The sequence below is a fragment of the Natrinema sp. H-ect1 genome (assembly GCF_041821105.1).
In the GTDB taxonomy this organism is placed as follows: domain Archaea; phylum Halobacteriota; class Halobacteria; order Halobacteriales; family Natrialbaceae; genus Natrinema; species Natrinema thermotolerans.
This window is the reverse complement of the sequence record NZ_JBGUBA010000002.1, coordinates 64,263-86,252: the sequence shown is the minus strand read 5'-3', so window position 1 is coordinate 86,252 and position 21,990 is coordinate 64,263. Positions and strand designations below refer to the sequence as shown.

Sequence of the window (21,990 nt, the reverse complement as noted above, 5' to 3'; positions counted from 1 at the left end):
TTTGGCGGAAAGCGTGTCGAACGGCTATGGACAGGGTCCGACTCTATCGGCTCTCGATCGCCGTTACCGGCGGTCTCCTCACGTCGGTCGCGTTGCTACTGCTCGCCAGACGCGGGAGCAGTACCATCGCTGGAGTACTGTTGGGCAGCGGTGTCGGACAGACGCTGGGGGTCGCAGCCGAGTCGCTCTCGACCGACGGCGTGGCCCCCGAACCCGGTCCCGTCCCGTTCTGGACGGCGATGGCGTTTACGGGCATCGGGCTCGTCGGTGCGGTCCTGTTCGTCCTGTCGTGAGAATGGGGAGCCGAGACCGGATATCGAGAAAACGGGGGCGCGAGTCGAGTCAACCCATCAGTCGCTGACAGCTGCCACAGAGGTTCTCCTCTTTGATGTCGACCTCGCGGACGGTCGGCGAGAAGTTCATCACACAGCGGTTGTTGTCGCAGTGCTCGAGGCCGTAGGTATGGCCGATCTCGTGGACGATCTCCTTGCGGACGCGGTCCTCGAAGATGTCGGCCGCGCTCTGATTCGAGAAGCCGCCGTCGCTCGAGGTCTGGAGCCGGTAGGTCGAAACGACGCTGCCGCTGCCATCGAGATAGGCGAGTCCGAAGACGTAGTTGCGCCGCCGGTAGAAGAGGTCGTGGGGGGTGATCGCGATGTTTTTCTCGCCGCGACCGACCCGTTCGGCGAGTTGGATGAAGGTCTCGGCGGAGTACTGGTTCCGGTCGGAGTCGTAGGCACCGTTGGGGACCGACTGCGAGTCGTTGATCGAGACGTCGCAGTCGTAGACCGATCGCAACGCGGCGGAGGCCGCCCGCTTGACCTCGGCGGGGACGCTGCCGACCGGCACGATATCGACGAGCATAGCAAGGGCTATGGCCGCGGGTGGCATAAACGTCCCGCCGTGGCCCACTCTCGCCGGAATCCCGACGCGTTGCTCGAGGTCCTCGCGGACTACGATCGCGTCGTCGAGATCGGAATCGGCCGCCGGACCGACCTGGCTCGAGCGCTGGCCGACCGCGGGGTCGCCGTCACCGCGACGGACGTCCACGAGCGCGACGTGCCGGCGGGCGTGGCGTTCGTTCGCGACGACATCGTCAATCCCGAGCCGTCCGTCTACGCCGACGCGGACGCGATCTACGCGCGGAACCTGCCGCCCGAACTGCATCGTCCGGCCCTCGAGGTCGCCCGGACCGCCGACGCCGATTTCCTGTTTACGACGCTGGGCGGCGACCCGTCTGCAGTGCCGGTCGAACGGAAAACGATCGAGACGGGGACGCTGTACGTCGCTCGAGTCCGTGGGGAGTAGGCGGCCAGTTCGTCGACCGTCTCGAGGCGAAGAATTATACGGTTACGGGACTGTTCGGCGGTCGTGAACCCGGAGACGGTTACGTACGTCCTCGCGGCAGTCGTCGCGGTCGCGATACTGGCGACAGTACTCCTCGGGATCGGGGCACTGGTTCGGCTTCTGCTCCGGCTGCTCGCAGCGCCGGGCGTCGTCGTCCACGAACTCGCCCACGAGACGGCCTGTCGGCTCGTCGGGGTGCCCGTCCTCGAGGTCGCGTACTTCAGACTCGGGAACCCGCCTGGGTACGTCCGCCACGGCCAGCCCGAGCGCTATCGGGAGTCGTTTGTCATCAGCGTCGCGCCGTTTCTCGTCAACAGCGCCGTCGCGTTCGGCCTGTTCGTCGGACTGGCGTCGATCGTCGCGGGGATCGACGCCGTCGGGAGCGCCCCGCGATCGACGCTGGCCGCCGGAGTGGTGCTTGGCTGGCTCGGCCTCGCGATCGGGACGCAGGCCTTTCCGAGTACCGGGGACGCGAGGACGCTCTGGAACCGCTCGCGGGCCGAGTGGCGACGGTCGCCGAGCGTCCTCGTTGGGGTGCCGATCGTCGCCGTGATCTACCTCGCGAACCTTCTCTCGAGGCTGTGGGCGGACGTCGCCTACGCCGTCGCCCTGTTCGTCGCGGCGGCGTGGAGCGTCGGGCTGGTCTGAAACCGGTCGCCTTTATCCCTGCCGGCCCGTCGGGACGGATATGAACGCAGACGCCGTCGTACTGGACATTGACGGGGTACTCGTCGACGTCGCCGACTCCTATCGCCGGGCGATCGTCGAGTCCGTCGAGGCGGTCTACGACCGGACGATCCGCAAGGCAGACATCCAGCGGTTCAAGGACGCGGGCGGGTTCAACAACGACTGGGAACTAACGTACGCCGCCGCGCTCTACGTCCTCGCGACCGAGGAGGGGTACGACGAGTCGCTCGAGACCTTCACCGACGGGATCGCTGCGAACGGCGGCGGCCTCGAGGCGGCCGAAAGCGTCGTTCGCGACGGGATCGGCGCGCGGGCCACCCAGCGCGTGACCGGCCGTTGGGACCGCGAGCGGCTGCGGGACGTCTTCCAACAGTTGTATCTCGGCGACGAACTCTACCGCGGGCTCGAGGGCGGCGAGCCCGATCTAGAGCGCGAGACGCCGGGTTTTATCCACGACGAGCCGGTGTTGCTCGAGCCCGGGACGCGCGATCGACTGCTCGCGTCGTGGGACGTGGGCGTGCTGACGGGGCGCCCGGCAGCCGAGGCCGAGATCGCCCTCGAGCGGGTTGGCCTCGACGACGCGGTGCCGCTCGAGCATCGCTTCACGATGGACGACTGGGAGGAAGGCAAACCGCATCCGCGCGCACTGACGACGTTGGCCGAGCGGTTCGACGCCGATTCGGTCGCGTTCGTCGGCGACACGCTGGACGACGTGCGGACGGCGGTCAACGCGAGCGACGCCGACCTGGACCGCGAGTACCACGGGATCGGCGTCCTCACCGGCGGGCTGACCGGCGACGAGGGCCGACGGAAGTACGAGGACGACGGTGCGGCGGCGGTCCTCGAGTCGGTCAACGACGTGCCGGCCCTGCTCGAGTCGTAGGCGGGAGACACTCGAGGCCGTCAGGACGCGTCGCCGGGAAACCGGACGAACGTCAGCGAGCAGTCCTCGAACGAGCGACCCAGTTCGATGAACGCCTCGGGCTCGACGGGTTTCTGAACGGAGGCGTTGGCGGGAGGGTCGGACGAGCGAGCGAGATCCTCCTCCGAGGGCGAACTCGTCAGCACGATCACGGGGATCGACCGCAGTTCGGGTTCGGACGTCAGTTCCGACGGGACATCTGGGACTGGACTACGCGCGTGGCTCGTCGAGCCGCCGGCAGGAATCGAACCGGTCGTCGGTCAGGTAGACGTCGCCGTCGCGGACGGCGACCGCGATTTCCTCGAGGGCGTCACCCCGGCAGGGACCGGCCGTACAGACACCGTCGTCACAGTCGAAGCGGGCGGCGTGTTCGTGACACACCAGTTGGTCGTCCCTGACGATCGCGCCAGGGCCGGGATCGAGTCGGACCTCGGGCTTGTGGGGACAGGAGTTGCGCCACGCGAGGACGTCGTCACCGCGTCGTCGGAGGATCAGTTCGGTCCCGCGACGGTCCCGGCGGGCCTCACAGCGAAGCGTGCCGTCGGTCGGGACGGCCGACAGCGGTGCGACGTAGCGCGGCTCGCGGTCGGGATCGGTCCCCGCCGGTTCCGCGCCGGCGTTGTCGCCGCCGCTTCCGTCCCCGTCGACGCTGAACCGGAACGTCGCGCCGTCGGTCGAAACGTCGCCCTCGTCGTCGTAAACTCGGACCGAGGTCGCGTCGTCGTCGTCCTCGAGCGTCACCCGGACGGGATCGGTCATACCTCTCTTTTTCGGCCGGCCTAAAAATGTCTTCCGGACGGACAACAGCGGGCGTGTTCGACTCCCGAAAACGCGCGATACCACTTTAGGGGTGCCCGGCGAAGCGGGCGTATGGACGACGAAGTCACCGTCGACGTCGAGGTCGAAGTCGAAGTGGATTCGAACGAACTCGAGATCGAGGTCGGCGACGAACGCGAGTTCGAGGGCGAACTCGAAGCCGACGGACTCTCGATCGAGGTCGAAGCGGAGATCGAAGTCGAAGGCGAAGGCGAGGAAACGACGGCCGACGAGGAAGAAGCGTCCGAAACGGACGAGGAACCCGAGGCGAGCAACGACGAAGAAGAATCCGAGGCGGACGGGGAAAGCGAAGAAGACTGATTCGGCCTCGTGGTCGCCGGCCCGTCGATCACTTCTCATTTTCGCGCGTGTCGAAAGAGGCTATGTGCTGGCCTCGGTATCACGAGCCATGAGCTGGACGGTCATGCCGGAGTTCGAGTCGTACGAGCGGGCCCGCGAATCGTTCTCGTGGGACCTCCCCGACGAGTACAACCCCGCCGTCGACTTCCTCCGGAAACACGAGGACACGAGTCAAACGGCGCTGCGGTACGAGACCCCCGAGGGCGGCCTCGAGACCTACTCCTTTGCGGACCTCGACGACCGGTCGGATCGGCTCGCCGCCGCGCTCGCCGACCTCGGCGTCGGGGCGGGCGATCGGGTCGGCGTCGTGATCCCGCAGAAACCGGGGAACCCGATCACGCACCTCGCGAACTGGAAACTCGGTGCGGTATCCGTGCCGCTGACGGTCCTGTTCGGACGCGACGCCTTACAGTACCGGCTCGCGGACAGCGAGGCGAAAGCGGTCGTCGTCGATCCGAGCGTCCGCGAGACCGTCGACGAGATCCGCGAGGAGTGTCCCCCCCTCGAGGCCGTGATCGAACTCGACGACGGCGACGCGGTACGGGGCGACGCCCACTCGTTCGAGGAGTTGATCGCAGCCCACGAGCCCGGGATCGACGTCTACAACGCGACGCCAGAGACACCGACGGCGATCATGTATACGAGCGGATCGACGGGGCCGCCGAAAGGCGTTCGACACAGCCACGCGCTCTGGCTCGGGCGGGCCGCCGCGGCCGCCAACTACTTCGACGGCGGACTGGCCGACGGCGAGGCCACGCTCTGGACGCCCGCCGACTGGGCGTGGGGCGCGGCACTGGGCGGCACGCTGTTCGCGGCCTGGCACCACGGCTGCTCGGTCGTCGGCTGGCCCCGCGACGAGTTCGATCCCGACGACGTCTACGACCTGCTCGAGCGCCACGACGTGACCGAGGCGTTCATGCCCCCGACGGCGCTCCGGTTGCTGATGGGCGTCGACGACCCCGAACGGCGGTACGATCTCTCGATCAGGACGTTCGCGTCGGCCGGCGAACCGCTCACCTCGGAGGTCGTCGACTGGGTCGCATCGACGTTCGACGACGTCGCGATCAACGAGTTCTACGGCCAGACCGAACTCAACCTCGTCGTCGGGAACGCGGCGCGGTGGTTCGATACCCGCCCCGGCAGCATGGGCAAGCCCCTACCCGGCTACGAGATCGCGGTGGTAGACCCCGAGACGGGCGAGCGCCTCGAGCGCGGCGAGGTCGGTGAACTCGCGGTGAAGCCGGCCGACCGGCGGGTCTTCTTCGACGAGTACCACGGCCTGCCGGAGAAGACGGCGAACAAGCGGACCGAAGACGTCCCCGCGAGCGGAGCGAGCGGGGAGTCGGAAGAGCAACGGTCTTCCGGAAGGTGGTTCCTGACCGACGACCTCGTCGAGCGCGACGAGGACGGCTACGTCTGGTTCCACTCGCGAGCCGACGACGTGATCCTTACCAGCGGCTACCGCGTCGGACCGACGGAGGTCGAGGACGCGGTCCTCGCCCACGAGGCCGTCGAACAGGCCGGTGTCGTCGGCGTCCCCGACGAGACCCGTGGCGAGGCGATCAAGGCCTTCGTCAAGCCGGCCGTCGACGACTACGACCCCGAGGGACTCCGCGCGGAGATCCGTGACCTGGTCCGGGACCGCCTCGCCGAGTACGAGTATCCGAAACACATCGAGTTCGTCGAGCGGCTACCGACGACGACGACCGGCAAGATCCGCCGCCGGTCCCTGCGCGAGGGCGACGGAGCCGACGAGTAACCCGTCGGGCGTGGGAATCGTCCGAACCGCTCGAGCGCGGTCGAACCCATCCGGCGCGGTGACAGTCACGGCCGGTTTTATTGTTGCCGAATGCCAACCACTGCGCATGTACCGCGTGTTGATGCCCGTCGATGCCAACGAGGACCGCGCAGTCGAACAGGCCGAGTACGTCGCGTCGCTGCCCGACGCGGCGGAGTCGGTCGAAGCGTACATTCTCTTCGTCTTCACCGAAAACAGCGAGAAGCTCCCGAAGGAATTCGAGAAGTTCAAGTCCGCCTCCCGGATCGGCTCGGTCCGGCGCGCGAAGGAGCGCCTCGAGGAGGCCGGCGTCGACGTGACCCTGATCGAGGACAGTGGCGACACGGAAGACGACATCCTCGAGGAGGCCGAGGGCTACGACGTCGATTCGATCGTTCTCGGCGGCCGGAAGCGCTCGCCCGTCGGAAAGGCGATCTTCGGCAGCACCACGCAGGGCGTGATCCTCAGGTCTGATCGGCCGGTCGTCGTCACCGGCGGCGGCGGGGAGTGACGTGACAGACCGTTCCCGCTCGTAGCGTCGGCTGTTTCTGCCGGCAGCCATCTTATCCGGATCGGCGTCGACTACCCAGTATGGAGATACGGGAGCCGGAACCGGACGAGAGCGAGCGGATCCGGGACGTGGTGGAGAGTTCGATGACGACCTCGTTCAGGCTCAGCCCGGGGCAGATCGACGGGATCACCGACGAGGAGTTCGCCGACGACGCCGTCAGCGAGCGACTCGAGGACGACGAGACCGTCCTCTACGTCGTCGAGACCGGCGCGGAGATCGAGGACCGAACCATCGCCGGCGTCGTCGAGGGCCGACTCGCGGACGAGTGGGGCGAGATCGACTGGCTGTTCGTCGATCCGGAACACCGCGGCAAGGGGATCGGGACGGAACTCTACGAGTCGATGACCGAGCGTCTCCGCGACCGCGGGGCCGACCACGTCCGCGTGACCGTCCTCGAGGAGAACACCGAGGGCCACGGGTTCGTCGAACGGTTCGGCCTCGAACACGACGGCGATCGGGAGGTCGAGGTCGCCGGCGAGTCGCTCGTCAAGTACGTCTATACCGAGCCGGACATCGACGTTTCCCTCCCGACGGAATCGCGTGCGGACGACGCGACAGTCACCGCCGACACCGCCGACGAGGACCTCCCCGGGACGGAGACAACCGACGGCGACCTGACCGCGACCGACGACGGGACGACGGTCTACATCGACCGCGACGGGGCCGAATCCGGCACCGCGGCGCCGTTTTTCCACACCTACGAGGACGAGGATCGAAAACAGCAGTACGGCTATTACTGTGCGAACTGCGGCTCGCTCGAGGTCTCGATGGACAACATGGAGCGGCTCGCCTGTCCCGACTGCGGGAACGACCACGCCGAGCGGTCCAAGGAGTCGTACGACGACTCGCGGCTCTAACCGTTCTTCGCGAAGATGCTGTCGGCCGTCGCCGCGCCGACGACGCTGAATACCGAGCCGACGCTGATGGCCTTGAACGTCGTCTGTGCGACTTCGCGGGTCGTCTTGGCGTCCTCGATGAAGGTATCGGGGGCGTCCAGTAAAAGCGCGAGTACGGTCACTGCGCCGAAGGAGACGATCATCAGCGAGATAAACCGCAACGGAATCCCGGCGACCTCCTGCTCGTCGTCGACGTCGCGGGTCGTGTCCGCGGTATACAGCGCGCCGTAGCCGATCCCGAACACCACGATCACGGTCCCGATCGCTTGGAAGAGGTTCATGCTCGCCGCGAGCGTCCAGACCTCCTCGGTGACCACGAACGGGCCGGCGAGCAGGAACCCCCCGACGATCTGCTGGGCCGAGTCCGCGAGCCGGAAGTCCCGCGGCCGGCGCGGCCGTCGAAGTTTCATAGCGATCGATTATAGCGGAGCGGTAAAACGCCCCTGTTTGTCGAGTGACAGCACCCGGCAGCGGAACCGTTCAGACGAACAGCAACAGCGCAGCGTACCCCGCCGCTCCGATAGCGAACGCCGGGAACCGACTCTCGCGGTCGGACGGCAGCTCCTCTTTGATCACATTGAGGACGATCCCGCCGGCCAGAAAGGGCACGAACACCGAGACGAGGAGATCGGTGTCCTCGAGGGCGTATCCGACAACGACGCCGACGAGAACCGCGGCCGACAGCACCCACCGGCCACGGTGCCGATAGGTCGGACCGTGGTGGTCCCGAAGGCCGTCGTCGGTGACGAGGAAATGCAGCGCCATCGCGACGAAGAAGGGAAAGAGCCCGTCGAGTTCGGGGTCCAGAAGCAGGGCCCCGACGATCGCGTTGTAGACGGCGAAAGAGCCCACGTGAATCCAGAACACCGCGGTCCCAGACGGGTCGCCGTCCGAACCGGGATCGAGGTTCGACCGCCGGGCGAACTGCTCGAGGCCGTAGAAGGCGACGAAGCCGATCAGGGCGATCAGGTAGCCAGCCGATTCGCCGGTCGCCGCCCCGCGGGCCCCGAGTGTCGTCGCGGCCGCGCCGATCTCGGGCAGGAGGTGGACGAACACGTACGCGACCGAGACGCCGCCGGCGAGGGAGAGCCACCGGCTCCGCGGGATCCGCCCGCCGACGCTCAGTCGGCCGGCGAACAGATGCACCAGCGCGAGGGCGACCGCGAGCGCGGGAGCGAGTGCCGCATCGGCGGGAAGCGGGCCGATCGAGGACACGCCACGAGGGTGTCACCACCTCCGGCCCCGTATGTCTATGGCCGGCCGGTTCAGTCGTCGGCGCTGTGGGGTTGGTCGTCGCCGGTCGACATCGCGTCGCCGACGGTCCCCGCGGTTCGGCGAACGAGGCTGCCGAGCGCCCGCCGACGGCGGACGAACAGCGCCGTCCCGAGAACGAGGTAAAGCCCGCTGTAGAGCAACAGGAGGTCGGTACTCGAGACCGGTAGCGTCACCAACTCACGGATGAGGGCGAACTCGAGCAGTACCTGCGAGAGAAACAGCGTCAACAGCGTGACCGCTTCTTTCACGGAGATCTCGAAGCGGATCAGCAGGGAGATCGCGAAGAACGATTGGGCGGCGGTCAGCCAGATCTCCGCGGACTGTTTGAAGTCGAACGCGAGGACGCCATAGCTGCCAAGCGCCAGCGAATGAACGACCACGAGGGTCCCGATCAGCAGCGTCCACTGGTTGAGCTTCGAGGAGATCAGGGCGTTGAAACCCGCCGTCGAGCGGGCCTTGTTGACGAGGTAGACGACGACGATCAGTTCCGGCGCTTCGGAGGCCAGCGGCGCGATCCACTGAATCATGAAAAAGGAGGGGATCCCGACGCTCTCACCGAGCGACTCGAGGCCGTGAGCGAAGGGTTCGACGGCGGTGAAGATCATCACGCCGGAGTAAGCAAACAGCAGGAGGACGGTCGCGATCCGGGCTGGCTTCGAGAAGCGCTGGAGATACGCCGGGACGCCGACGTGGTCCATGTCGGGTTCGACCTCGCCCCGAAGGATGACCGCGATGTAACAGACGTAGAGCCCGACCAGAAACAGCATGTCGAAAATATCGATCCCGCCATTGAGCGGGACGAGGAAGGCCCACAGGGTGGCGAGCAACAGGAAAACGATCTCGAGGCCGATCTCCCGGTCGAGGACGACGACGTCCGAGAGGAAGCCGTCGCGTCGCTCGACGGCGGGGTCGGTCGACGCGCCGCTCCGGTAGATCGTAAAGAGGGCGATGCCGGCCCAGCCGAGGCCGATGAGGATGCGGTTCGCGCCGGTCATATTGGCGACGGCCAGGTTGCCGGCTTCCATCCCGCGTTCGGTCCCGGCGAACACGCCCGCGTTCCAGGCATAGAGCGCGTCGACGGCGTACTCGGGTGCGACGGCCAACACGGCGAGGACGGCGATCGCGAACGCCTGTGGAACGTCTTTCTCGGCGGTTTCGGCGGCCCACGCGAGCAGGAACGCAGCACCGAGGACGGCAAGCCCTGTGAGGATCACCGTCGCGAGCGTCGAGAGCGTTCGGAGCGCAGCCGGTGCTTCGTACCCGACCCCGACCGTCGTCGCAACCCAGGGGAGGAGGTCGGTTGCCCCCACAACGGCGACCCAGGGGAGCGTGAGTGCGACCGCGACCGAAATCGCGCCGAGCGCTCGTCGGTTCATGGAAGTCGTCTAGGAACGCGTACCGATCCACCGGTGATACGTGGGACGGTGTGATGCCGGTGCTGCCTGCTATTGCTGTGGCGTCCGCTCCTCGTAGGGCTGGACGACGACGAACCCCTCGGATCCCGTAAACTCGAGTTGGTAGGTCTCGCCGGAGGACTGTCCGATCATATTCGAGAACGCCTTGTCGACGTGACTGCCCGGCGTCGTCCCGCTCCAGGCGACGGTCGCACTGGGGTCGGTCCTGACCGGCGGTCGCAAGACCAGGGGCTCCCCGTGGGTGGTGATCGCGACGGTCCCCGGCCCCTCGAGGAAGACGTTGGTCAACCCACCGGCCGAGAAGCCGGCGATGCTCTCGACGGTCCTGATCTCGTAGTCGACGCTCGGCTCGAACGCGAGGACGTCGTTGCCGTTGACCGAGATCGACTGACCGGCATCGAGTTCCAGCAGTTGGATCTTCTTCTCCTGATCGGCGAGATAGAGGTGGCCGGTGCCGGTCGCCTCCATGACCGGCGTCCCCTCCCCGGTTGCCTTCTCCTTGAGGAAGCCGGTAATGCCGCCCTCGGCCGAGGAGATCCCCTCGAAGGAGAGGTCCCCGTCGTAGGCAATCATCGAGCCCGCCTTGGCGATCACGGAGCCGTCGACGGCGACGTCGAGCAGCTTGTCGCTCTCGAGTTGGAAGGCCTCGCCGCCGGCTTTCGGTTCGTTCTCGGTGACGAATTCGTCGACATCCATAGTCACTCGAGGGTTCGGAGGGGACGGTAAAATAGTTACTCATCCATCAATTCCGTGCCGCGGGACGACCGTCGACGGCACTCGAGCGATCGGCTCAGCCGTCGGTTCGAACGAGGTCGGCGGCCCTCTCCGCGATCATCGTCGTCGGCGCGTCCGTGTTGCCGCTGGTGATCGTCGGCATCACCGACGCGTCGACGACGCGCAGTCCCTCGACCCCCCGTACCCGGAGCCGGTCGTCGACGACCGCCAGCTCGTCGTCGCCCATCTTGCAGGTGCCGACGGGGTGGTACAGCGTCTCGGCGGTCTCGCGAATGTACTCGATCAATGCCTCGTCGCTTTGGACGTCCGATCCCGGCAACACCTCTTCGCCGCGGTACGCGTCGAACGGCTCGGCCCGCAGGATCTCCCGGACCAGCTTGATCCCCTCGAGCAACACCTCGAGGTCGTCGCCCTCGGTCAGGTACTGTGGATCGATGGCCGGCTCGTCGAAGGGGTCGGCCGACCGGAGGGTGATCCGGCCGCGGCTGTCGGGACGCAGGCGAAGGGCACCGAGCGAGAAGCCGTGACCGTCGGGGTTGTCGAAGCCGTGTTCGACGAAGTACGACGGCCCGAAGTGAAACTGGATCTCGGGGCGGTCGGCGTCGTCGGTACCGGTCGCGAAGCCGCCGGCCTCCGCGACGTTCGAGGTCAACGGCCCCCGTTTCAGGAGGAAGAACTTCACGAGGTTCAGCAAGGAGTCCGCATCGGCGAGGCTGAGCGGCTTTTCGCACTCGTAGTTGACCCCGACCTGCAGATGGTCCTGCAGGTTCCGGCCCACACCCGGGCGGTCCGCGACGACGTCGATGTCGTGGCGCTCGAGGTGGTCGGCCGGGCCAACACCCGAGAGCATGAGCAACTGCGGCGAGTTGATCGCACCGGCCGCACAGATTACCTCCTCGCTCGCGTCGACCGTCGCGGGGCTGCCGTCGCCGTCGTCGCGGGCGTACTCGACGCCGACGGCCGTTTGGCCGTCGAACCGGATCCGCGTGACCCGTGCCCCCGTCACCGCGGTCAGGTTCGGCCGATCGAGGACGGGCTTCAGATAGGCGTCGGCGGCGCTGTGGCGGCGACCGTCCTCCTGGGTCACCTGATAGAAGCCGACTCCCTCCTGGTCGCCGGCGTTGAAGTCCTCGTTGTGGGACAGACCGACCGCCTGCCCCGCTTTCACGAAGGCCTCGCTGAGTTCGTTCGGCGACCGAATATCGTCGACGTGTCGCGGGCCGCCGACTCCGTGGGAGGCCGACGGACCGCGGGCGTTGTCCTCGGCCCGCTTGAAGTACGGCAACACGTCGTCGTAGCCCCACCCCTCGTTGCCCAGTTCCGCCCAGCGGTCGTAGTCCGCGGACTGACCCCGCACGTAGATCATCGCGTTGATCGAACTCGAGCCGCCGAGCGTCTTCCCGCGGGGCCAGTAGAGTTCCCGGTCGTGCAGTGCCGACTGGGGCTCGGTGTGGTAGTTCCAGTCGACGTCGGACTGAAAGAGGTCCGAAAACGCCACCGGGATCGAGATTTCGCGTTGCTCGTCGGGCTCGCCCGCCTCGAGAAGCAGTACCTCGTCGCCGTCGGCCGATAGCCGATTCGCGAGTACACAGCCCGCCGGTCCCGCGCCGACGATCACGTAGTCGTAGGTATCCCCGTTCCCCGTCATGGTACCACACACCATATAGCGGGACCGTAATAGTAGTATCCCCGAGCGGTCTGCGAGCGATCAGTAGCCGTCGGGCCGCTCCAAATAGATGGTGATTTGAAATATCGAACGATCCACTGACGAACCGATCGCCCGTCAGGCGAGATCGACCGATTCGTTGGCCTCGCCGGCTGGCACCGAAACCACGGAACGCCACCGACGAGCGGATCGATCCGTCGCGCCGTCGAACGTATCGGGATACATATTAGTACGGGCGGACACGTGGTGGCATCGATGGTCGTCTTTCCGCACGGCGAGGTTCCGCGCGCCGCGGTGATTCCGGTCGGCGATCCGTCGCCGGCGGCGTGTGAGACAGTCGCCGAGACGCTTCGCGAGACGTTCGAGATGCCGGCCCCGGTTCGAGCGCCGCTCGAGAAACCCCCTGAGGACGATTCGACAGACGGTAACGTGGGATCGTTCTTCGACGCGCTCGAGGCCGAAGCTGAGGGCCTCGACATCGCAATCGGCGTTACTGACAGCTACATCACGATGAGAAACGGGCAGTTCGGGTTGTTCGGCGTCGGCCTCGAGTTCGAGTCCCTCGGCATCGTCTCGACGGCCCGACTACTCGACGGCGGTTCCCTGACCGACCTCGAGCGCGAGCGGCTGGGGAAAGAGACGCTCTCGGTCGTCGGAACGACGGTGGGACTGCGGACGCACTTTCATGCGGACGACGACGGCCAACCGTGTGCCGTTGAACACGGCGCCGGCCTCGACGGGTTCGATGCAGCGCCGGCGACGTACTGTGACGAGTGTTGGACCGCGCTCACGGACGAGTCGACAGCGCCAGGCCCCGACGAGTGGGTCGTCCAACCACCCGGTACGAAGATCGAACGGAAATGGTGGGACCCGCTTTTGCTCCCGCTCGGACTCGTCTTCCTTGCAGTAATCAAGTTCGTCGAGCTAACGAGGCCGGTCGCCGATCGGATTCCCCGTCCCGGTCCCGGATGGGCTCGAGCCCTGCCGGAACCGGTCCACGAAATCTACCGGATCGCCAAGTTCTGGACGAACGTCGTCCTCTATCTCGGGGCGATCGTCGGCTGGCTGCTCATCGGGCTGTCCGTCGCCGACCGGATCCTCGGCGGGGAACTCTCCGATGCCGCCGCGGTTCTGCTCCTCGCGGTGGGCGCGATCCTCGGCGTCATCACGGTCTGGATCGTCAAAGGGATCTGCGCGGGGCTGTGGGTCGTCGCCAGCGAAGCGTGGGCCTGAGTCAGGCGCCGAGCAGGAACTGCGCGATGCCGGTCAGCCAGAGGAACACCGCGAGGCCGACGACGCACTCGAGGACGCCGAGCAAGACGCTCTTCGCCAAGACACGGCGGCGCTCGGCGAGCAGCGTCTCGGGTGATTTGTCGGAGATGACGCCGGCGCCGCCTTCGGGGACGGTCACGAGGACACCCTTCCCGTCGCCGCCCGCGCGGTCATCCGGCACCGCGCGGCCGTAGACGAACACGTCGTCGCCGGGTGCGAGATACTCGTAGGCGAACTCCCGGTCCCGTTCCAGTCCCTGTGCGGGCACGTCCTTTGCCTCGGCGAACGCCTCCAGATCGTCGGAAATGGCCTCGTGACTCGCTATCTCCGTCGACCACCGTCGATCGTCGGAGAGGTCGAGCCGAAACCCCGACGCGTCGACCCGGACGTGACCGTCGGCGTCGGCCGCATCGGCGTCGGGCTCGAGGAAGAACGACCGTGCGACCCGCTCGTCGACGTGTGGCGTCTCGAGTTTGTTGGTGTCGTCGACGGTCACGTCGTAGAAGAGGGCTCGATCCTGCCCGCCGAAGGGAACTCGCTCCGGACGTCCGTCGGCTCGAGCCGTCCCCACAAGTGCGGTCTCGCCGAACGCGACAGCCGAGAGCGACGAGACGGGCCGATCGAGGATCGCGGTCCGTTCCTCGTGGCGCTCGAAGCCGTCGCTGACGGTCTGGATCCCGACCAGCACGAGAAAGCCCGAGCCGAGAACCAGCCCGAGATAGAAGAAAATCGCGAGGATCACGGCTCGGTCGTCGGCGATCCGACGGCGAGGCGCTCGCCGACGTCGACGCCCTCGTGTGCGCCGCGGGAGGCGACGAACGGCTGCCGGCGGCCGAACCGGTGGTATCTGGCGAACAGCGATTCGGGAAACGTGTACAGCAACGCGTTGTACGTCGCGACGGCCTCGTTGTACTGCTCTCGGCGGTCCTCCAGCCGTTGCTCGAGGCGTCGGATCGAACGCGAGAGTTCCTCGAATCGGTCGTTCGACGCCAGTTCGGGGTACTCGTCCGAGAGCGCGTAGACTTCCTGGGTTGCGTCACGGAGTGAGACCGCGACCGCGGCAGCCTCCGCCGGCGACTGCGCCTCGATCGCACCCTCGCGGGCGTCGACGATACCCGCGAGTAGATCCCGCTCGTGGGAGACGTGTTCGTTCGTCAAGTCGACGAGTTGCTCGAGTTCTGCCCGTCGCCGCTCGAGCAGGACCTCGATGTCGGCCCACGTCTTCTCGCAGTTCTCGTGGGCCGTCATGAGCCGCGCCTGTGCGTGTCCGAGATACCGGACGACGCTGTAGGCGACGACGAGGAACCCGAATCCGACGACCACTACCCCGTACAGAGCCATGTGTTTTCCGACAATTATATTGCAGTAAAGTATACGTTTCGTCACCGTCGCGTGATTTGCGCCGACAGCAGGGACAGTGGCTATCGTAGTGTGCGAGACGGGAATCTGCGACCGATACGCATAGGCGACTCCGTTTCGACCCAGATATGTATTCGAAGCGAGAGGTTCAACGAAGAAGGGGAGTCGGAACCTCGTCTTCGTCCTCGGCTGGGGGAACCGGATCGACCACGAGAACGTCCGGTGGCTCGTCGACCGGCTCGTCGACGCCGACTATCGCGTCACCGTCTTCGAAATCCCGACGGTCGTCACCGACTTCGATGCGGAATGGGTGAAACCGATCGACGACTACGTGCGCGGCCTCGAGTCGTTCCGGCTGCTGAGCCACAGCACCGGCGGGCTCATCGCGGAGTTCCTCGCGGGAGCCGACCGGCGTGTCTACCTGAGCCCGTGGGGGGCTTTCACGGGGATATGCGGAATCCGATCGTCTCGCTCGCCATGCGGCTCCCGCTGTCGCGGTCGATCCTCCCGAACGGCGGGGCCGACCGGGAGATGCTGGGGGGCGCTGGCGACCGACCGGCAACTCGCGGACACGCCGAGTCGGGTCGCCCCGACGTTCCTCCGGGAGGCGAAACGCGCTCAGTCGCGGCTCCCGCCGTTCCAGTTCGAGGAAGCGGGCGTCGTCTTCTACACGCCGACCGTCCCCGTCGTCAGCACGACGGCGATCGAACGCCGCACGCCCGAGTCGAACCGCGTCGTCTACGAGGGCGGCCATCAACTGTTCGACTCGCCGAGTCGCGAGACCCACGTCGAGCCGTTCCTGGCGGCCCTCGAGGACGGCCCCGACGCACTCGAGTGACGACCCGAGTCGAACAGCGGGGTCGAGCTTTTTCAGTCTGCTCTCCGAAGCGGTTCCGTATGACCGAGTTCCGCGGCGCGTGGGACGAAGACGACGTCGAAGCGTTCCTTCAGGAGGCGACCATCCCGATCCGGCTCGCGACCCACAGGCCCGACGGGTCGCTGTGGCCGGTCGCGCTGTGGTATCGCTACCGCGACGGTGCCCTCGAGTGTGCGACGGGTGCAAACGCCGCCGTCGTTCGGTTCCTCCGCCGCGAGCCGGCGGTTGGCTTCGACATCTCGACGAACGACGTGCCCTACCGCGGGATCAGGGGGACCGGCACCGCCGAGATCGCACCCGACGAGGACAAGGCCGTCCTCCGGGCACTGATCGAACGCTACCTCGGCGACACGGACTCACCGCTGGCAACGCGGCTGCTCGACGACGACCGCGAGGAGGTCCGCGTTCGGATCGAGCCCCGGGAGATCTACAGCTGGGACTACAGCAAGCGGATGGGACGGGAAGCGGGCGAAAAGACGGCGTAGCGCGGACTCGAGGCTGCAATCACGACTCGCGCCCGTTCGCGGAAACGGCGGTGCCGATGCGAGCCGCGGTCGGCCGACCGCCGCCGAGGGGATCGCGAACCAGTCAGTACGGCTGTCAGTTCGGTCGGCGATGACACAGCTATATTTCGATTGGTACCGTATCCCAAGCGGGCCGATGAGTTCCGACACAGCCACGCGAAAACAGCGAACGACCTGCGAGGAGTGTGGCCTGCCGTACTACGGCGACGAGACCGATACCTGCCCGTATTGTGACCGGGCGGCCGGCGGAGTACGATCCGACTCGTCATCGGCGGCGACCGCTCGAGACGACGACTCGTCGGTTTTCGAACGGCTGTCGAACAGGATCCGAGCGGTACTCGGCTAGCGGGCCAGACGGACTGTCGGAAGTCGTTTCCAGCGCGACCGCGACGTGTGCAGTTGCACCGGGAACCCGTTCCGACGGACCGTCTCAGTCGTCCGCGCCGGGCGCGGCGACTTTCTTGCCGGCCGAATCGTCGCCACGGGGGAAGTTGTCGATCGTCTCCTCGCGGAACGCTTCCTCGTCGAACTCGTAGTCGCCCTCGAGGAAGTCAAGCAGCGTGTGCGTGTCCCGCATGGCGTTCTTGAGACAGGTCGAGGCACCCGGCGAGGGCGTGATGTTGAAGATGACGTCGTCGCCGACGATCTTGGCCTCGCCCATGTCCAGGGACTTGTTCTTCGTGTCGACGATCTGGGGTCGGACGCCGCCATAGCCTTTCGCGCGTTCGATGTCCTCGAGTTCGACGCTCGGAACGACCTTCTGGACGTGGGGCAGGAACTGCTTCCGGCCGACGTTCGGGAGGTCGTAGACGAGGTTCTGGAGGACGTAGGGTAGCAGGACCCGATCCGAGAGGATGTTCGCGTAGCTGAGGAAGGCGGCCGCGTTCAGCCCGAAGACGTCGAGGAAGTCCTTGACCGTCGAGATGCGACCGCGCTCGAGGGCGGGGACGAGCTTGGCGGTCGGGCCGAACCGGGTGATCGAGTCGTCGTGGACGTCGGCGTCGCCGTGGACGGCCGCGAAGGGCAGTTTCTTCATCTGGAGCGTGTAGACCTTCCCGTTCAGGAGATCGTCGGCGAGGAAGAAACTCCCCGCGATGGGCAGCAAGACCTTGTCCTGGCCGTAGCCCAGTTCCTTGGCCATCTGGAGGCTGTGGGAACCGGCGGCGACGACCGTCGCGTCACAGTCGAACCGGCCGGCGTCGGTCTCGATCGTGTAGCCGTCCAGCGTCGGCGTGATGTCCGTGACCTCGGTCCCGGTGAAGACGTCGACGTTGGCCTCCTCCTCGGCCTCCTCGACGAAGGACTTGGTCGTCTGACCGTAGTCGACGACGTAGCCGTCCGGCGTCTGCAGCGCGAGCATCTCCGTCGAGGGGTCGCGGCCCTCGACGACCTTGGGTTCGATCTCGCCGATCTCCTCGCGGTCGATCGGGCGGAGCTTCGGGAAGAGGTCGCCGAAGCCCTCGTCGTGGTATCGCTCCTCGAGTTCGGCGACTTCGTCCTCGCCGACGCCGAGTACCATCTTGCTGCGCTTGTCGTGCATCTCCCGGTCGGGGTCGTAGTTCTCGAGGTAGCCGGCGAGCAGCTCCGCGCCCTCCTTGACCTCCTCGGCTTTCTCGAGCGTGTAGTTGGTCTCGATGTCCCCGAAGTGTAGCGTCTGGGAGTTGTTCGTGTGATGCGAGTTGATCGCCGCGACCTCCGACTCCTTCTCGATCAGGGCGATCGAGTCGATGTCAGTGAACTTCGCGGTCGTGTAGAGCAGCGATGCGCCACTGATACCCCCACCGACGATGACGAGATCGTATTTACCAGACATTATTGAATCGTGTGAGTCCGTATTGCATCCCCTCGACTCCAGACGTATAACTCATATTTTTTCGATCCGTATCTCGACAGTCGTCGATATGCGTATCGACGTGGCCGGCGTTCGGTTCTATCGGCCGACCGTGCTGACACAGTATGTCGCGATAGGCCCGCCGTATCGAGTGTTTTTACCAGGTATGCATCCGCCGATACCGGGCCACTCCGCCGGCACAGCCCGTTCGTTTCGTCCCGATTCGCCCGTGAGTCACCGACTATTCTATCGACAGTCGACGTATCGGTTCGGTCGTCGATGCCCGAGCGGTGATCCTCTCACGACGGTCGCGACGGGCAGCCGTCGGGACGGGTTGGCGAACCGGGCGGAAACGACGCCGGAGTTTTATCCCGACCTGACGGGCTACTCGCTCGAGTCGACCTCCTGATAGATGACGTGACCGCAGGCCTTGCAGTGGGAGGCGTCCCGGTCGTGTGAGGACAGCCCACAGTTCGGGCACGTGACGTCGACTTTCTCCCTGTGGCTCCACTCGCGGACGATCTTGCTCGCCTGCCACGGGAGGACGATGATGCCGGCCAGGATCGATGCAACCGTTATCCACCGCCCAGCGGTCGTGATCGGGACGATATCGCCGAACCCGACCGTCGACAGCGCCACCACGACGTAGTAGAACGCGTCGCCGAACGTGGCGACGTCGGGGTTGGCCGCCTGTTCCGCGCTGTAGAACAGCCCGGCGGAAACGAACAGCAGCACCAGTACCGTCAACAGCAACTTCAGCGCACGCAGGGCGTTGTCCGAGACCGTCCCGAAGAAGAACTCCGCGTCCTGCGTAAACCGATAGAACCGGAGGACCCGAACCACCCGAACCACCCGGAGGAACCCGATGCCGGCGACCGTCCCGACCCCCGGCAGGAGGACGACCAGCAGCGTCGGGAGGATCGCGAGCAGGTCGACCACGGTGTAGGGGTTCGTCGCCTCCGCGAGGCGGTCTTTGGCACCGTACAGCCGCAGGACGTACTCGATCAGAAAGACGCCCGCGATCGCGACCTCGAGCCCCCAAAGTCGTGTCCGTAGCTCCGCGGGGAGCGGATACGTCTCGGCGACGAAGACGGCGACGAAGGCGAGGTTCAACGCGAGCAGCGCAATGTCGATCGCTTTCCCCAGCAGTGTCCGGTGATCCAGCAGGTAGAACCGGACGGTCTCGCGGCGGTCGCGGCTCCCGGGCGCGGCGTCAGTAGGCATCCGACAGTCACATTCCACGAGCGAGACACGTAGGCCCTCGGATCCGCGAGGACCATCAGTTTCGATCGGTGGACCGATCCGCGATCGAGGGCGTGTCGCCTCGAAGCGGGCCGGTCGCGCTCGTTTCGGCCCGGTACGGGACTGCTCGAGCCTGCGTTTGCGGGGCCCACTGACAAACGACCGGTCGGTGAACGTCGCGACGGAACTAATGAGGCGATCCCTTCTTACACGGAACGAGAGGCCGTGTCCGGGCAGATCGGTGGACCGACGGCCGGCGACGGGGCGACGCCGCCAGCGCCGACGAACCGACCAGCGGATCCGTCCGGAGGTGAGCGACTCGTGGCGGCCGATCGCCAGCACGTAACGAACGCGGAGCCGCGGCTCCCGGAATCGGGCCCGTCGCGGCGGTCACTGGGCCGGGGCGGCCGACTCGCCGCAGCGACCGCCGGCGGCACCCTGCTGGTGCTTGGGCTCAGGCGACGATCGGTCGGCGGCGTCACGGCGACGGTCGCCGGCGGCTGGCTCCTCTATCGGGGACTCGTCGGTGGCCGAGCCGACAGCGATACGGAGGGGACGCGTTCTGCCGGCGAGGCCGATCGAGAGGACACGACGGCCGCGGTGGAAACGACCCGCTCCGTCACGATCGGCGCGTCGCCCGAGGCGGTCTCCGAGCGCTGGCGCGACCCCGAGACGATGTCACGTCTCTACGGCGGCCTGCTCGAGGTCGAAGCCCGGAGCGAGGACCGGTGGCACTGGATCGCGAGCGGTCCGCTCGGCGCGAGCGTCTCGTGGGACACGCGGGTCATCGAGGACCGCCCCGGCGAGTACCTGCGCTGGGAGTCGCTCGGGAACGCGCCCGTCGACAGCGAGGGGGCGGTCCGCTTCCGCGAGGCACCGACCGGCCGCGGGACGGAAGTGACCTTCCGCTTTCGGTTCGAGCCCCCGGGTGGCGCCGTCGGCACCGCGATGACCGACCGCCTCGGGATCGTCCCGGAGTCGCTCGCGGCGGTCGTCCTCGACCGGTTCAAGAGCCTCGTCGAGACGGGCGAGATACCCACGCTCGAGTCGAACCCCTCCGCCCGCGGCGCGGGTGATGCCCTATGAGGGCGCTGTGCTGGCATGGCGAGGAGGACGTCCGGGTCGAGGAAGTCCCCGATCCGGAGATCGCCAACCCCCACGACGCGATCGTCGAGATCACCGCCACGGCAATCTGTGGCTCCGATCTGCACCTGTACGACGGCTACGTCCCCTCGATGCGGGAGGGCGACATCGTCGGCCACGAGCCGATGGGGGAAGTCGTCGCGGTCGGCGAGGACGTCGACACGCTCGAGGAAGGCGACCGGGTCGTCGTCCCCTTCACGATCAGCTGCGGCTCCTGTTGGTTCTGCGAGCAGGACATGTACTCGCTGTGTGATAACTCGAACCCGAACGCCGAGATGGCCCGAAAGGTCATGGGCCAGTCGCCGGCCGGGCTGTTCGGCTACTCGCACATGCTGGGCGGTTACGCCGGCGCGCAGGCGGAGTACCTACGGGTGCCCTTCGCCGACGTCGGCCCGATCACGGTCGACGCGGATCTCCCCGACGAGCAGGTGCTGCTGCTCTCGGACGTGTTCCCGACGGGATACATGGCCGCCGAGAACGCCGAGATCGACGAAGACGACACCGTCGCGGTCTGGGGCTGTGGCCCGGTCGGCCAGTTCGCCATCCAGAGCGCGTGGCTGTTCGACGCCGGCCGCGTCATCGCGATCGACCGCGTCCCCGAACGGCTCGCCATGGCCCGCGAACACGGGGACGCCGAGACGATCCACTTCGAGGAGGCGGACGTCTACGACCGGCTGCTGGCCATGACCGGCGGCCGCGGCCCGGACCGCTGTATCGACGCGGTCGGCACCGAGGCCCACGGGACCGGTCTCATGGGCCTCACGGACAAGGCCAAACAGCAGGTGAACCTCGAGGCCGATCGGCCCCACGTCCTCCGACAGGCGATCAAGTGCTGCCGGAAGGGCGGGACGCTCTCGATCCCCGGCGTCTACGTCGGCCACGCGGACAACGTTCCCGTCGGCCCGCTGATGAACAAGGCCCTGACCGTCAATACGGGGCAAACGCACGTCCAGCGGTATCTCGAGCCGCTGCTCGCGAAGATCGAGGACGGCGAAATCGATCCCTCGTTCGTCGTCACGCATCGGGAACCGCTCGAGAAGGGACCCGAAATGTACGAGACCTTCCGCGACAAGGAGGACGGCTGTATCAAGGTCGTGCTGGATCCCTGACTGGAGACGGAGTCGGCGACCGCTCGGGAAGTGCGACGAGACGGTGGGGCTGTTTCTCACCGATCGCGTCGCGCTTGGACTCTCCCGCCGGACCGACTCGTTCCTCGACGAAGTCCGCCGAAAGGGCCACGGCCTGCGTCAGCGACTGCACGAATGAGAGCGCCCG

26 protein-coding genes are annotated in these 21,990 nt (G+C 66.7%); 14 read left to right on the top strand and 12 right to left on the bottom strand.

What is annotated here, in order from left to right; genetic code table 11:
- Positions 1–26: 26 nt before the first annotated feature.
- On the top strand, positions 27–293 hold the full coding sequence (locus ACERIM_RS04645; RefSeq protein ID WP_373631506.1) for a hypothetical protein: 267 nt from the start codon (positions 27–29) through the stop codon (positions 291–293).
- A 49-nt stretch (positions 294–342) separates the two neighbouring features.
- On the opposite strand, the gene ACERIM_RS04640 is transcribed toward ACERIM_RS04645, so the two are convergent.
- Positions 343–864: an archaemetzincin family Zn-dependent metalloprotease gene (locus tag ACERIM_RS04640; protein ID WP_006648042.1), complete on the bottom strand. Its 522-nt coding sequence runs from the start codon at positions 862–864 to the stop codon at positions 343–345.
- A 39-nt stretch (positions 865–903) separates the two neighbouring features.
- Here ACERIM_RS04640 and ACERIM_RS04635 point away from each other — a divergent pair, with 39 nt between their 5' ends.
- The 3 genes from ACERIM_RS04635 (at position 904) to ACERIM_RS04625 (ending at position 2,917) form a co-directional block, all read left to right on the top strand.
- Complete coding sequence (locus ACERIM_RS04635; RefSeq protein WP_006648043.1) at positions 904–1,308, top strand: UPF0146 family protein; 405 nt, start codon at positions 904–906, stop codon at positions 1,306–1,308.
- A 63-nt stretch (positions 1,309–1,371) separates the two neighbouring features.
- Positions 1,372–1,995, top strand: a complete 624-nt coding sequence (locus ACERIM_RS04630; RefSeq protein WP_373631504.1) for a DUF3267 domain-containing protein — start codon at positions 1,372–1,374, stop codon at positions 1,993–1,995.
- Positions 1,996–2,035: 40 nt separating this feature from the next.
- A complete protein-coding gene (locus tag ACERIM_RS04625) occupies positions 2,036–2,917 on the top strand; it encodes a TIGR01548 family HAD-type hydrolase (protein WP_373631503.1) in 882 nt (293 codons plus the stop codon).
- A gap of 20 nt (positions 2,918–2,937) precedes the next feature.
- Here ACERIM_RS04625 and ACERIM_RS04620 read toward each other — a convergent pair whose 3' ends face one another.
- Together ACERIM_RS04620 and ACERIM_RS04615 are read right to left on the bottom strand one after the other, a co-directional pair.
- Complete coding sequence (locus tag ACERIM_RS04620; protein ID WP_373631501.1) at positions 2,938–3,108, bottom strand: response regulator receiver protein; 171 nt, start codon at positions 3,106–3,108, stop codon at positions 2,938–2,940.
- A gap of 58 nt (positions 3,109–3,166) precedes the next feature.
- Positions 3,167–3,715: a Rieske 2Fe-2S domain-containing protein gene (locus ACERIM_RS04615; protein WP_006648047.1), complete on the bottom strand. Its 549-nt coding sequence runs from the start codon at positions 3,713–3,715 to the stop codon at positions 3,167–3,169.
- Positions 3,716–3,826: 111 nt separating this feature from the next.
- On the opposite strand from ACERIM_RS04615, the gene ACERIM_RS04610 reads away from it, so the two are divergent.
- From ACERIM_RS04610 to ACERIM_RS04595, 4 genes are all read left to right on the top strand, one after another.
- A complete protein-coding gene (locus tag ACERIM_RS04610; protein ID WP_373631498.1) occupies positions 3,827–4,093 on the top strand; it encodes a hypothetical protein in 267 nt (88 codons plus the stop codon).
- An 88-nt stretch (positions 4,094–4,181) separates the two neighbouring features.
- Positions 4,182–5,891, top strand: coding sequence for an acyl-CoA synthetase (locus ACERIM_RS04605; protein ID WP_373631497.1), 1,710 nt, complete (start codon positions 4,182–4,184; stop codon positions 5,889–5,891).
- A gap of 106 nt (positions 5,892–5,997) precedes the next feature.
- Positions 5,998–6,420: a universal stress protein gene (locus ACERIM_RS04600; protein WP_006648050.1), complete on the top strand. Its 423-nt coding sequence runs from the start codon at positions 5,998–6,000 to the stop codon at positions 6,418–6,420.
- Positions 6,421–6,500: 80 nt separating this feature from the next.
- Entirely contained in the window at positions 6,501–7,337 is an 837-nt protein-coding gene (locus tag ACERIM_RS04595; RefSeq protein WP_373631495.1) for a GNAT family N-acetyltransferase, read from the top strand.
- Here ACERIM_RS04595 and ACERIM_RS04590 read toward each other — a convergent pair.
- The 5 genes from ACERIM_RS04590 to ACERIM_RS04570 form a co-directional block, all read right to left on the bottom strand.
- Entirely contained in the window at positions 7,334–7,786 is a 453-nt protein-coding gene (locus ACERIM_RS04590; protein ID WP_006648052.1) for a DUF2391 family protein, read from the bottom strand. The genes ACERIM_RS04595 and ACERIM_RS04590 overlap by 4 nt on opposite strands.
- Positions 7,787–7,856: 70 nt before the next feature.
- Complete coding sequence (locus ACERIM_RS04585) at positions 7,857–8,591, bottom strand: hypothetical protein (RefSeq protein ID WP_373631493.1); 735 nt, start codon at positions 8,589–8,591, stop codon at positions 7,857–7,859.
- A gap of 50 nt (positions 8,592–8,641) precedes the next feature.
- The gene (locus ACERIM_RS04580; RefSeq protein WP_373631492.1) at positions 8,642–10,027 is read right to left on the bottom strand and encodes a sodium:calcium antiporter; all 1,386 of its coding nucleotides are present in this window, start codon (positions 10,025–10,027) and stop codon (positions 8,642–8,644) included.
- Positions 10,028–10,096: 69 nt separating this feature from the next.
- Positions 10,097–10,762: an AIM24 family protein gene (locus ACERIM_RS04575; protein WP_006180382.1), complete on the bottom strand. Its 666-nt coding sequence runs from the start codon at positions 10,760–10,762 to the stop codon at positions 10,097–10,099.
- Positions 10,763–10,856: 94 nt separating this feature from the next.
- The gene (locus tag ACERIM_RS04570; protein ID WP_373631491.1) at positions 10,857–12,449 is read right to left on the bottom strand and encodes a GMC family oxidoreductase; all 1,593 of its coding nucleotides are present in this window, start codon (positions 12,447–12,449) and stop codon (positions 10,857–10,859) included.
- A gap of 273 nt (positions 12,450–12,722) precedes the next feature.
- Here ACERIM_RS04570 and ACERIM_RS04565 point away from each other — a divergent pair, with 273 nt between their 5' ends.
- A complete protein-coding gene (locus tag ACERIM_RS04565) occupies positions 12,723–13,700 on the top strand; it encodes a peptidase zinc-dependent (protein WP_373631490.1) in 978 nt (325 codons plus the stop codon).
- Between the two features lies 1 nt (position 13,701).
- Here ACERIM_RS04565 and ACERIM_RS04560 read toward each other — a convergent pair whose 3' ends face one another.
- Together ACERIM_RS04560 and ACERIM_RS04555 are read right to left on the bottom strand one after the other, a co-directional pair.
- A complete protein-coding gene (locus ACERIM_RS04560) occupies positions 13,702–14,481 on the bottom strand; it encodes a hypothetical protein (protein WP_373631489.1) in 780 nt (259 codons plus the stop codon).
- Positions 14,478–15,080: a LemA family protein gene (locus ACERIM_RS04555; protein WP_373631487.1), complete on the bottom strand. Its 603-nt coding sequence runs from the start codon at positions 15,078–15,080 to the stop codon at positions 14,478–14,480. Before ACERIM_RS04555 ends, ACERIM_RS04560 begins: the two co-directional genes overlap by 4 nt.
- 328 nt (positions 15,081–15,408) lie before the next feature.
- Between ACERIM_RS04555 and ACERIM_RS04550 the strand changes: the two genes are divergently transcribed.
- The 3 genes from ACERIM_RS04550 to ACERIM_RS04540 all read left to right on the top strand — a co-directional run bounded on the left by ACERIM_RS04550 (position 15,409) and on the right by ACERIM_RS04540 (position 16,845).
- Positions 15,409–15,936, top strand: coding sequence for an alpha/beta hydrolase (locus ACERIM_RS04550; RefSeq protein WP_373631486.1), 528 nt, complete (start codon positions 15,409–15,411; stop codon positions 15,934–15,936).
- 59 nt (positions 15,937–15,995) lie between these two features.
- Entirely contained in the window at positions 15,996–16,460 is a 465-nt protein-coding gene (locus ACERIM_RS04545) for a pyridoxamine 5'-phosphate oxidase family protein (protein ID WP_373631485.1), read from the top strand.
- Positions 16,461–16,635: 175 nt separating this feature from the next.
- Positions 16,636–16,845, top strand: a complete 210-nt coding sequence (locus ACERIM_RS04540) for a hypothetical protein (protein ID WP_373631484.1) — start codon at positions 16,636–16,638, stop codon at positions 16,843–16,845.
- A gap of 84 nt (positions 16,846–16,929) precedes the next feature.
- On the opposite strand, the gene ACERIM_RS04535 is transcribed toward ACERIM_RS04540, so the two are convergent.
- Positions 16,930–18,312, bottom strand: a complete 1,383-nt coding sequence (locus tag ACERIM_RS04535; RefSeq protein WP_006180386.1) for an FAD-dependent oxidoreductase — start codon at positions 18,310–18,312, stop codon at positions 16,930–16,932.
- 402 nt (positions 18,313–18,714) lie between these two features.
- Positions 18,715–19,554 (bottom strand): ion transporter, encoded by an 840-nt coding sequence (locus ACERIM_RS04530; RefSeq protein WP_373631483.1) that lies wholly within the window; start codon positions 19,552–19,554, stop codon positions 18,715–18,717.
- A 243-nt stretch (positions 19,555–19,797) separates the two neighbouring features.
- Here ACERIM_RS04530 and ACERIM_RS04525 point away from each other — a divergent pair, with 243 nt between their 5' ends.
- Both ACERIM_RS04525 and ACERIM_RS04520 read left to right on the top strand, forming a co-directional pair.
- Complete coding sequence (locus ACERIM_RS04525) at positions 19,798–20,658, top strand: SRPBCC family protein (protein WP_373631482.1); 861 nt, start codon at positions 19,798–19,800, stop codon at positions 20,656–20,658.
- Positions 20,655–21,824 carry a zinc-dependent alcohol dehydrogenase gene (locus tag ACERIM_RS04520; protein WP_373631481.1) on the top strand — a complete coding sequence of 390 codons (1,170 nt, stop codon included), beginning with the start codon at positions 20,655–20,657 and terminating at the stop codon, positions 21,822–21,824. The genes ACERIM_RS04525 and ACERIM_RS04520 overlap by 4 nt, the downstream gene beginning before the upstream one ends.
- Positions 21,825–21,990: the final 166 nt, after the last annotated feature.

Coding starts and splice junctions, on each gene's coding strand:
- ACERIM_RS04520 (WP_373631481.1), top strand. CDS start 20,655: ATGAGGGCGCTGTGCTGGCATGGCGAGGAGGACGTCCGGGTCGAGGAA.
- ACERIM_RS04590 (WP_006648052.1), bottom strand. CDS start 7,786: ATGAAACTTCGACGGCCGCGCCGGCCGCGGGACTTCCGGCTCGCGGAC.
- ACERIM_RS04625 (WP_373631503.1), top strand. CDS start 2,036: ATGAACGCAGACGCCGTCGTACTGGACATTGACGGGGTACTCGTCGAC.
- ACERIM_RS04610 (WP_373631498.1), top strand. CDS start 3,827: ATGGACGACGAAGTCACCGTCGACGTCGAGGTCGAAGTCGAAGTGGAT.
- ACERIM_RS04645 (WP_373631506.1), top strand. CDS start 27: ATGGACAGGGTCCGACTCTATCGGCTCTCGATCGCCGTTACCGGCGGT.
- ACERIM_RS04575 (WP_006180382.1), bottom strand. CDS start 10,762: ATGGATGTCGACGAATTCGTCACCGAGAACGAACCGAAAGCCGGCGGC.
- ACERIM_RS04545 (WP_373631485.1), top strand. CDS start 15,996: ATGACCGAGTTCCGCGGCGCGTGGGACGAAGACGACGTCGAAGCGTTC.
- ACERIM_RS04605 (WP_373631497.1), top strand. CDS start 4,182: ATGAGCTGGACGGTCATGCCGGAGTTCGAGTCGTACGAGCGGGCCCGC.
- ACERIM_RS04535 (WP_006180386.1), bottom strand. CDS start 18,312: ATGTCTGGTAAATACGATCTCGTCATCGTCGGTGGGGGTATCAGTGGC.
- ACERIM_RS04640 (WP_006648042.1), bottom strand. CDS start 864: ATGCTCGTCGATATCGTGCCGGTCGGCAGCGTCCCCGCCGAGGTCAAG.
- ACERIM_RS04595 (WP_373631495.1), top strand. CDS start 6,501: ATGGAGATACGGGAGCCGGAACCGGACGAGAGCGAGCGGATCCGGGAC.
- ACERIM_RS04555 (WP_373631487.1), bottom strand. CDS start 15,080: ATGGCTCTGTACGGGGTAGTGGTCGTCGGATTCGGGTTCCTCGTCGTC.
- ACERIM_RS04600 (WP_006648050.1), top strand. CDS start 5,998: ATGTACCGCGTGTTGATGCCCGTCGATGCCAACGAGGACCGCGCAGTC.
- ACERIM_RS04570 (WP_373631491.1), bottom strand. CDS start 12,449: ATGACGGGGAACGGGGATACCTACGACTACGTGATCGTCGGCGCGGGA.
- ACERIM_RS04530 (WP_373631483.1), bottom strand. CDS start 19,554: ATGCCTACTGACGCCGCGCCCGGGAGCCGCGACCGCCGCGAGACCGTC.
- ACERIM_RS04565 (WP_373631490.1), top strand. CDS start 12,723: ATGGTCGTCTTTCCGCACGGCGAGGTTCCGCGCGCCGCGGTGATTCCG.
- ACERIM_RS04580 (WP_373631492.1), bottom strand. CDS start 10,027: ATGAACCGACGAGCGCTCGGCGCGATTTCGGTCGCGGTCGCACTCACG.
- ACERIM_RS04615 (WP_006648047.1), bottom strand. CDS start 3,715: ATGACCGATCCCGTCCGGGTGACGCTCGAGGACGACGACGACGCGACC.
- ACERIM_RS04540 (WP_373631484.1), top strand. CDS start 16,636: ATGAGTTCCGACACAGCCACGCGAAAACAGCGAACGACCTGCGAGGAG.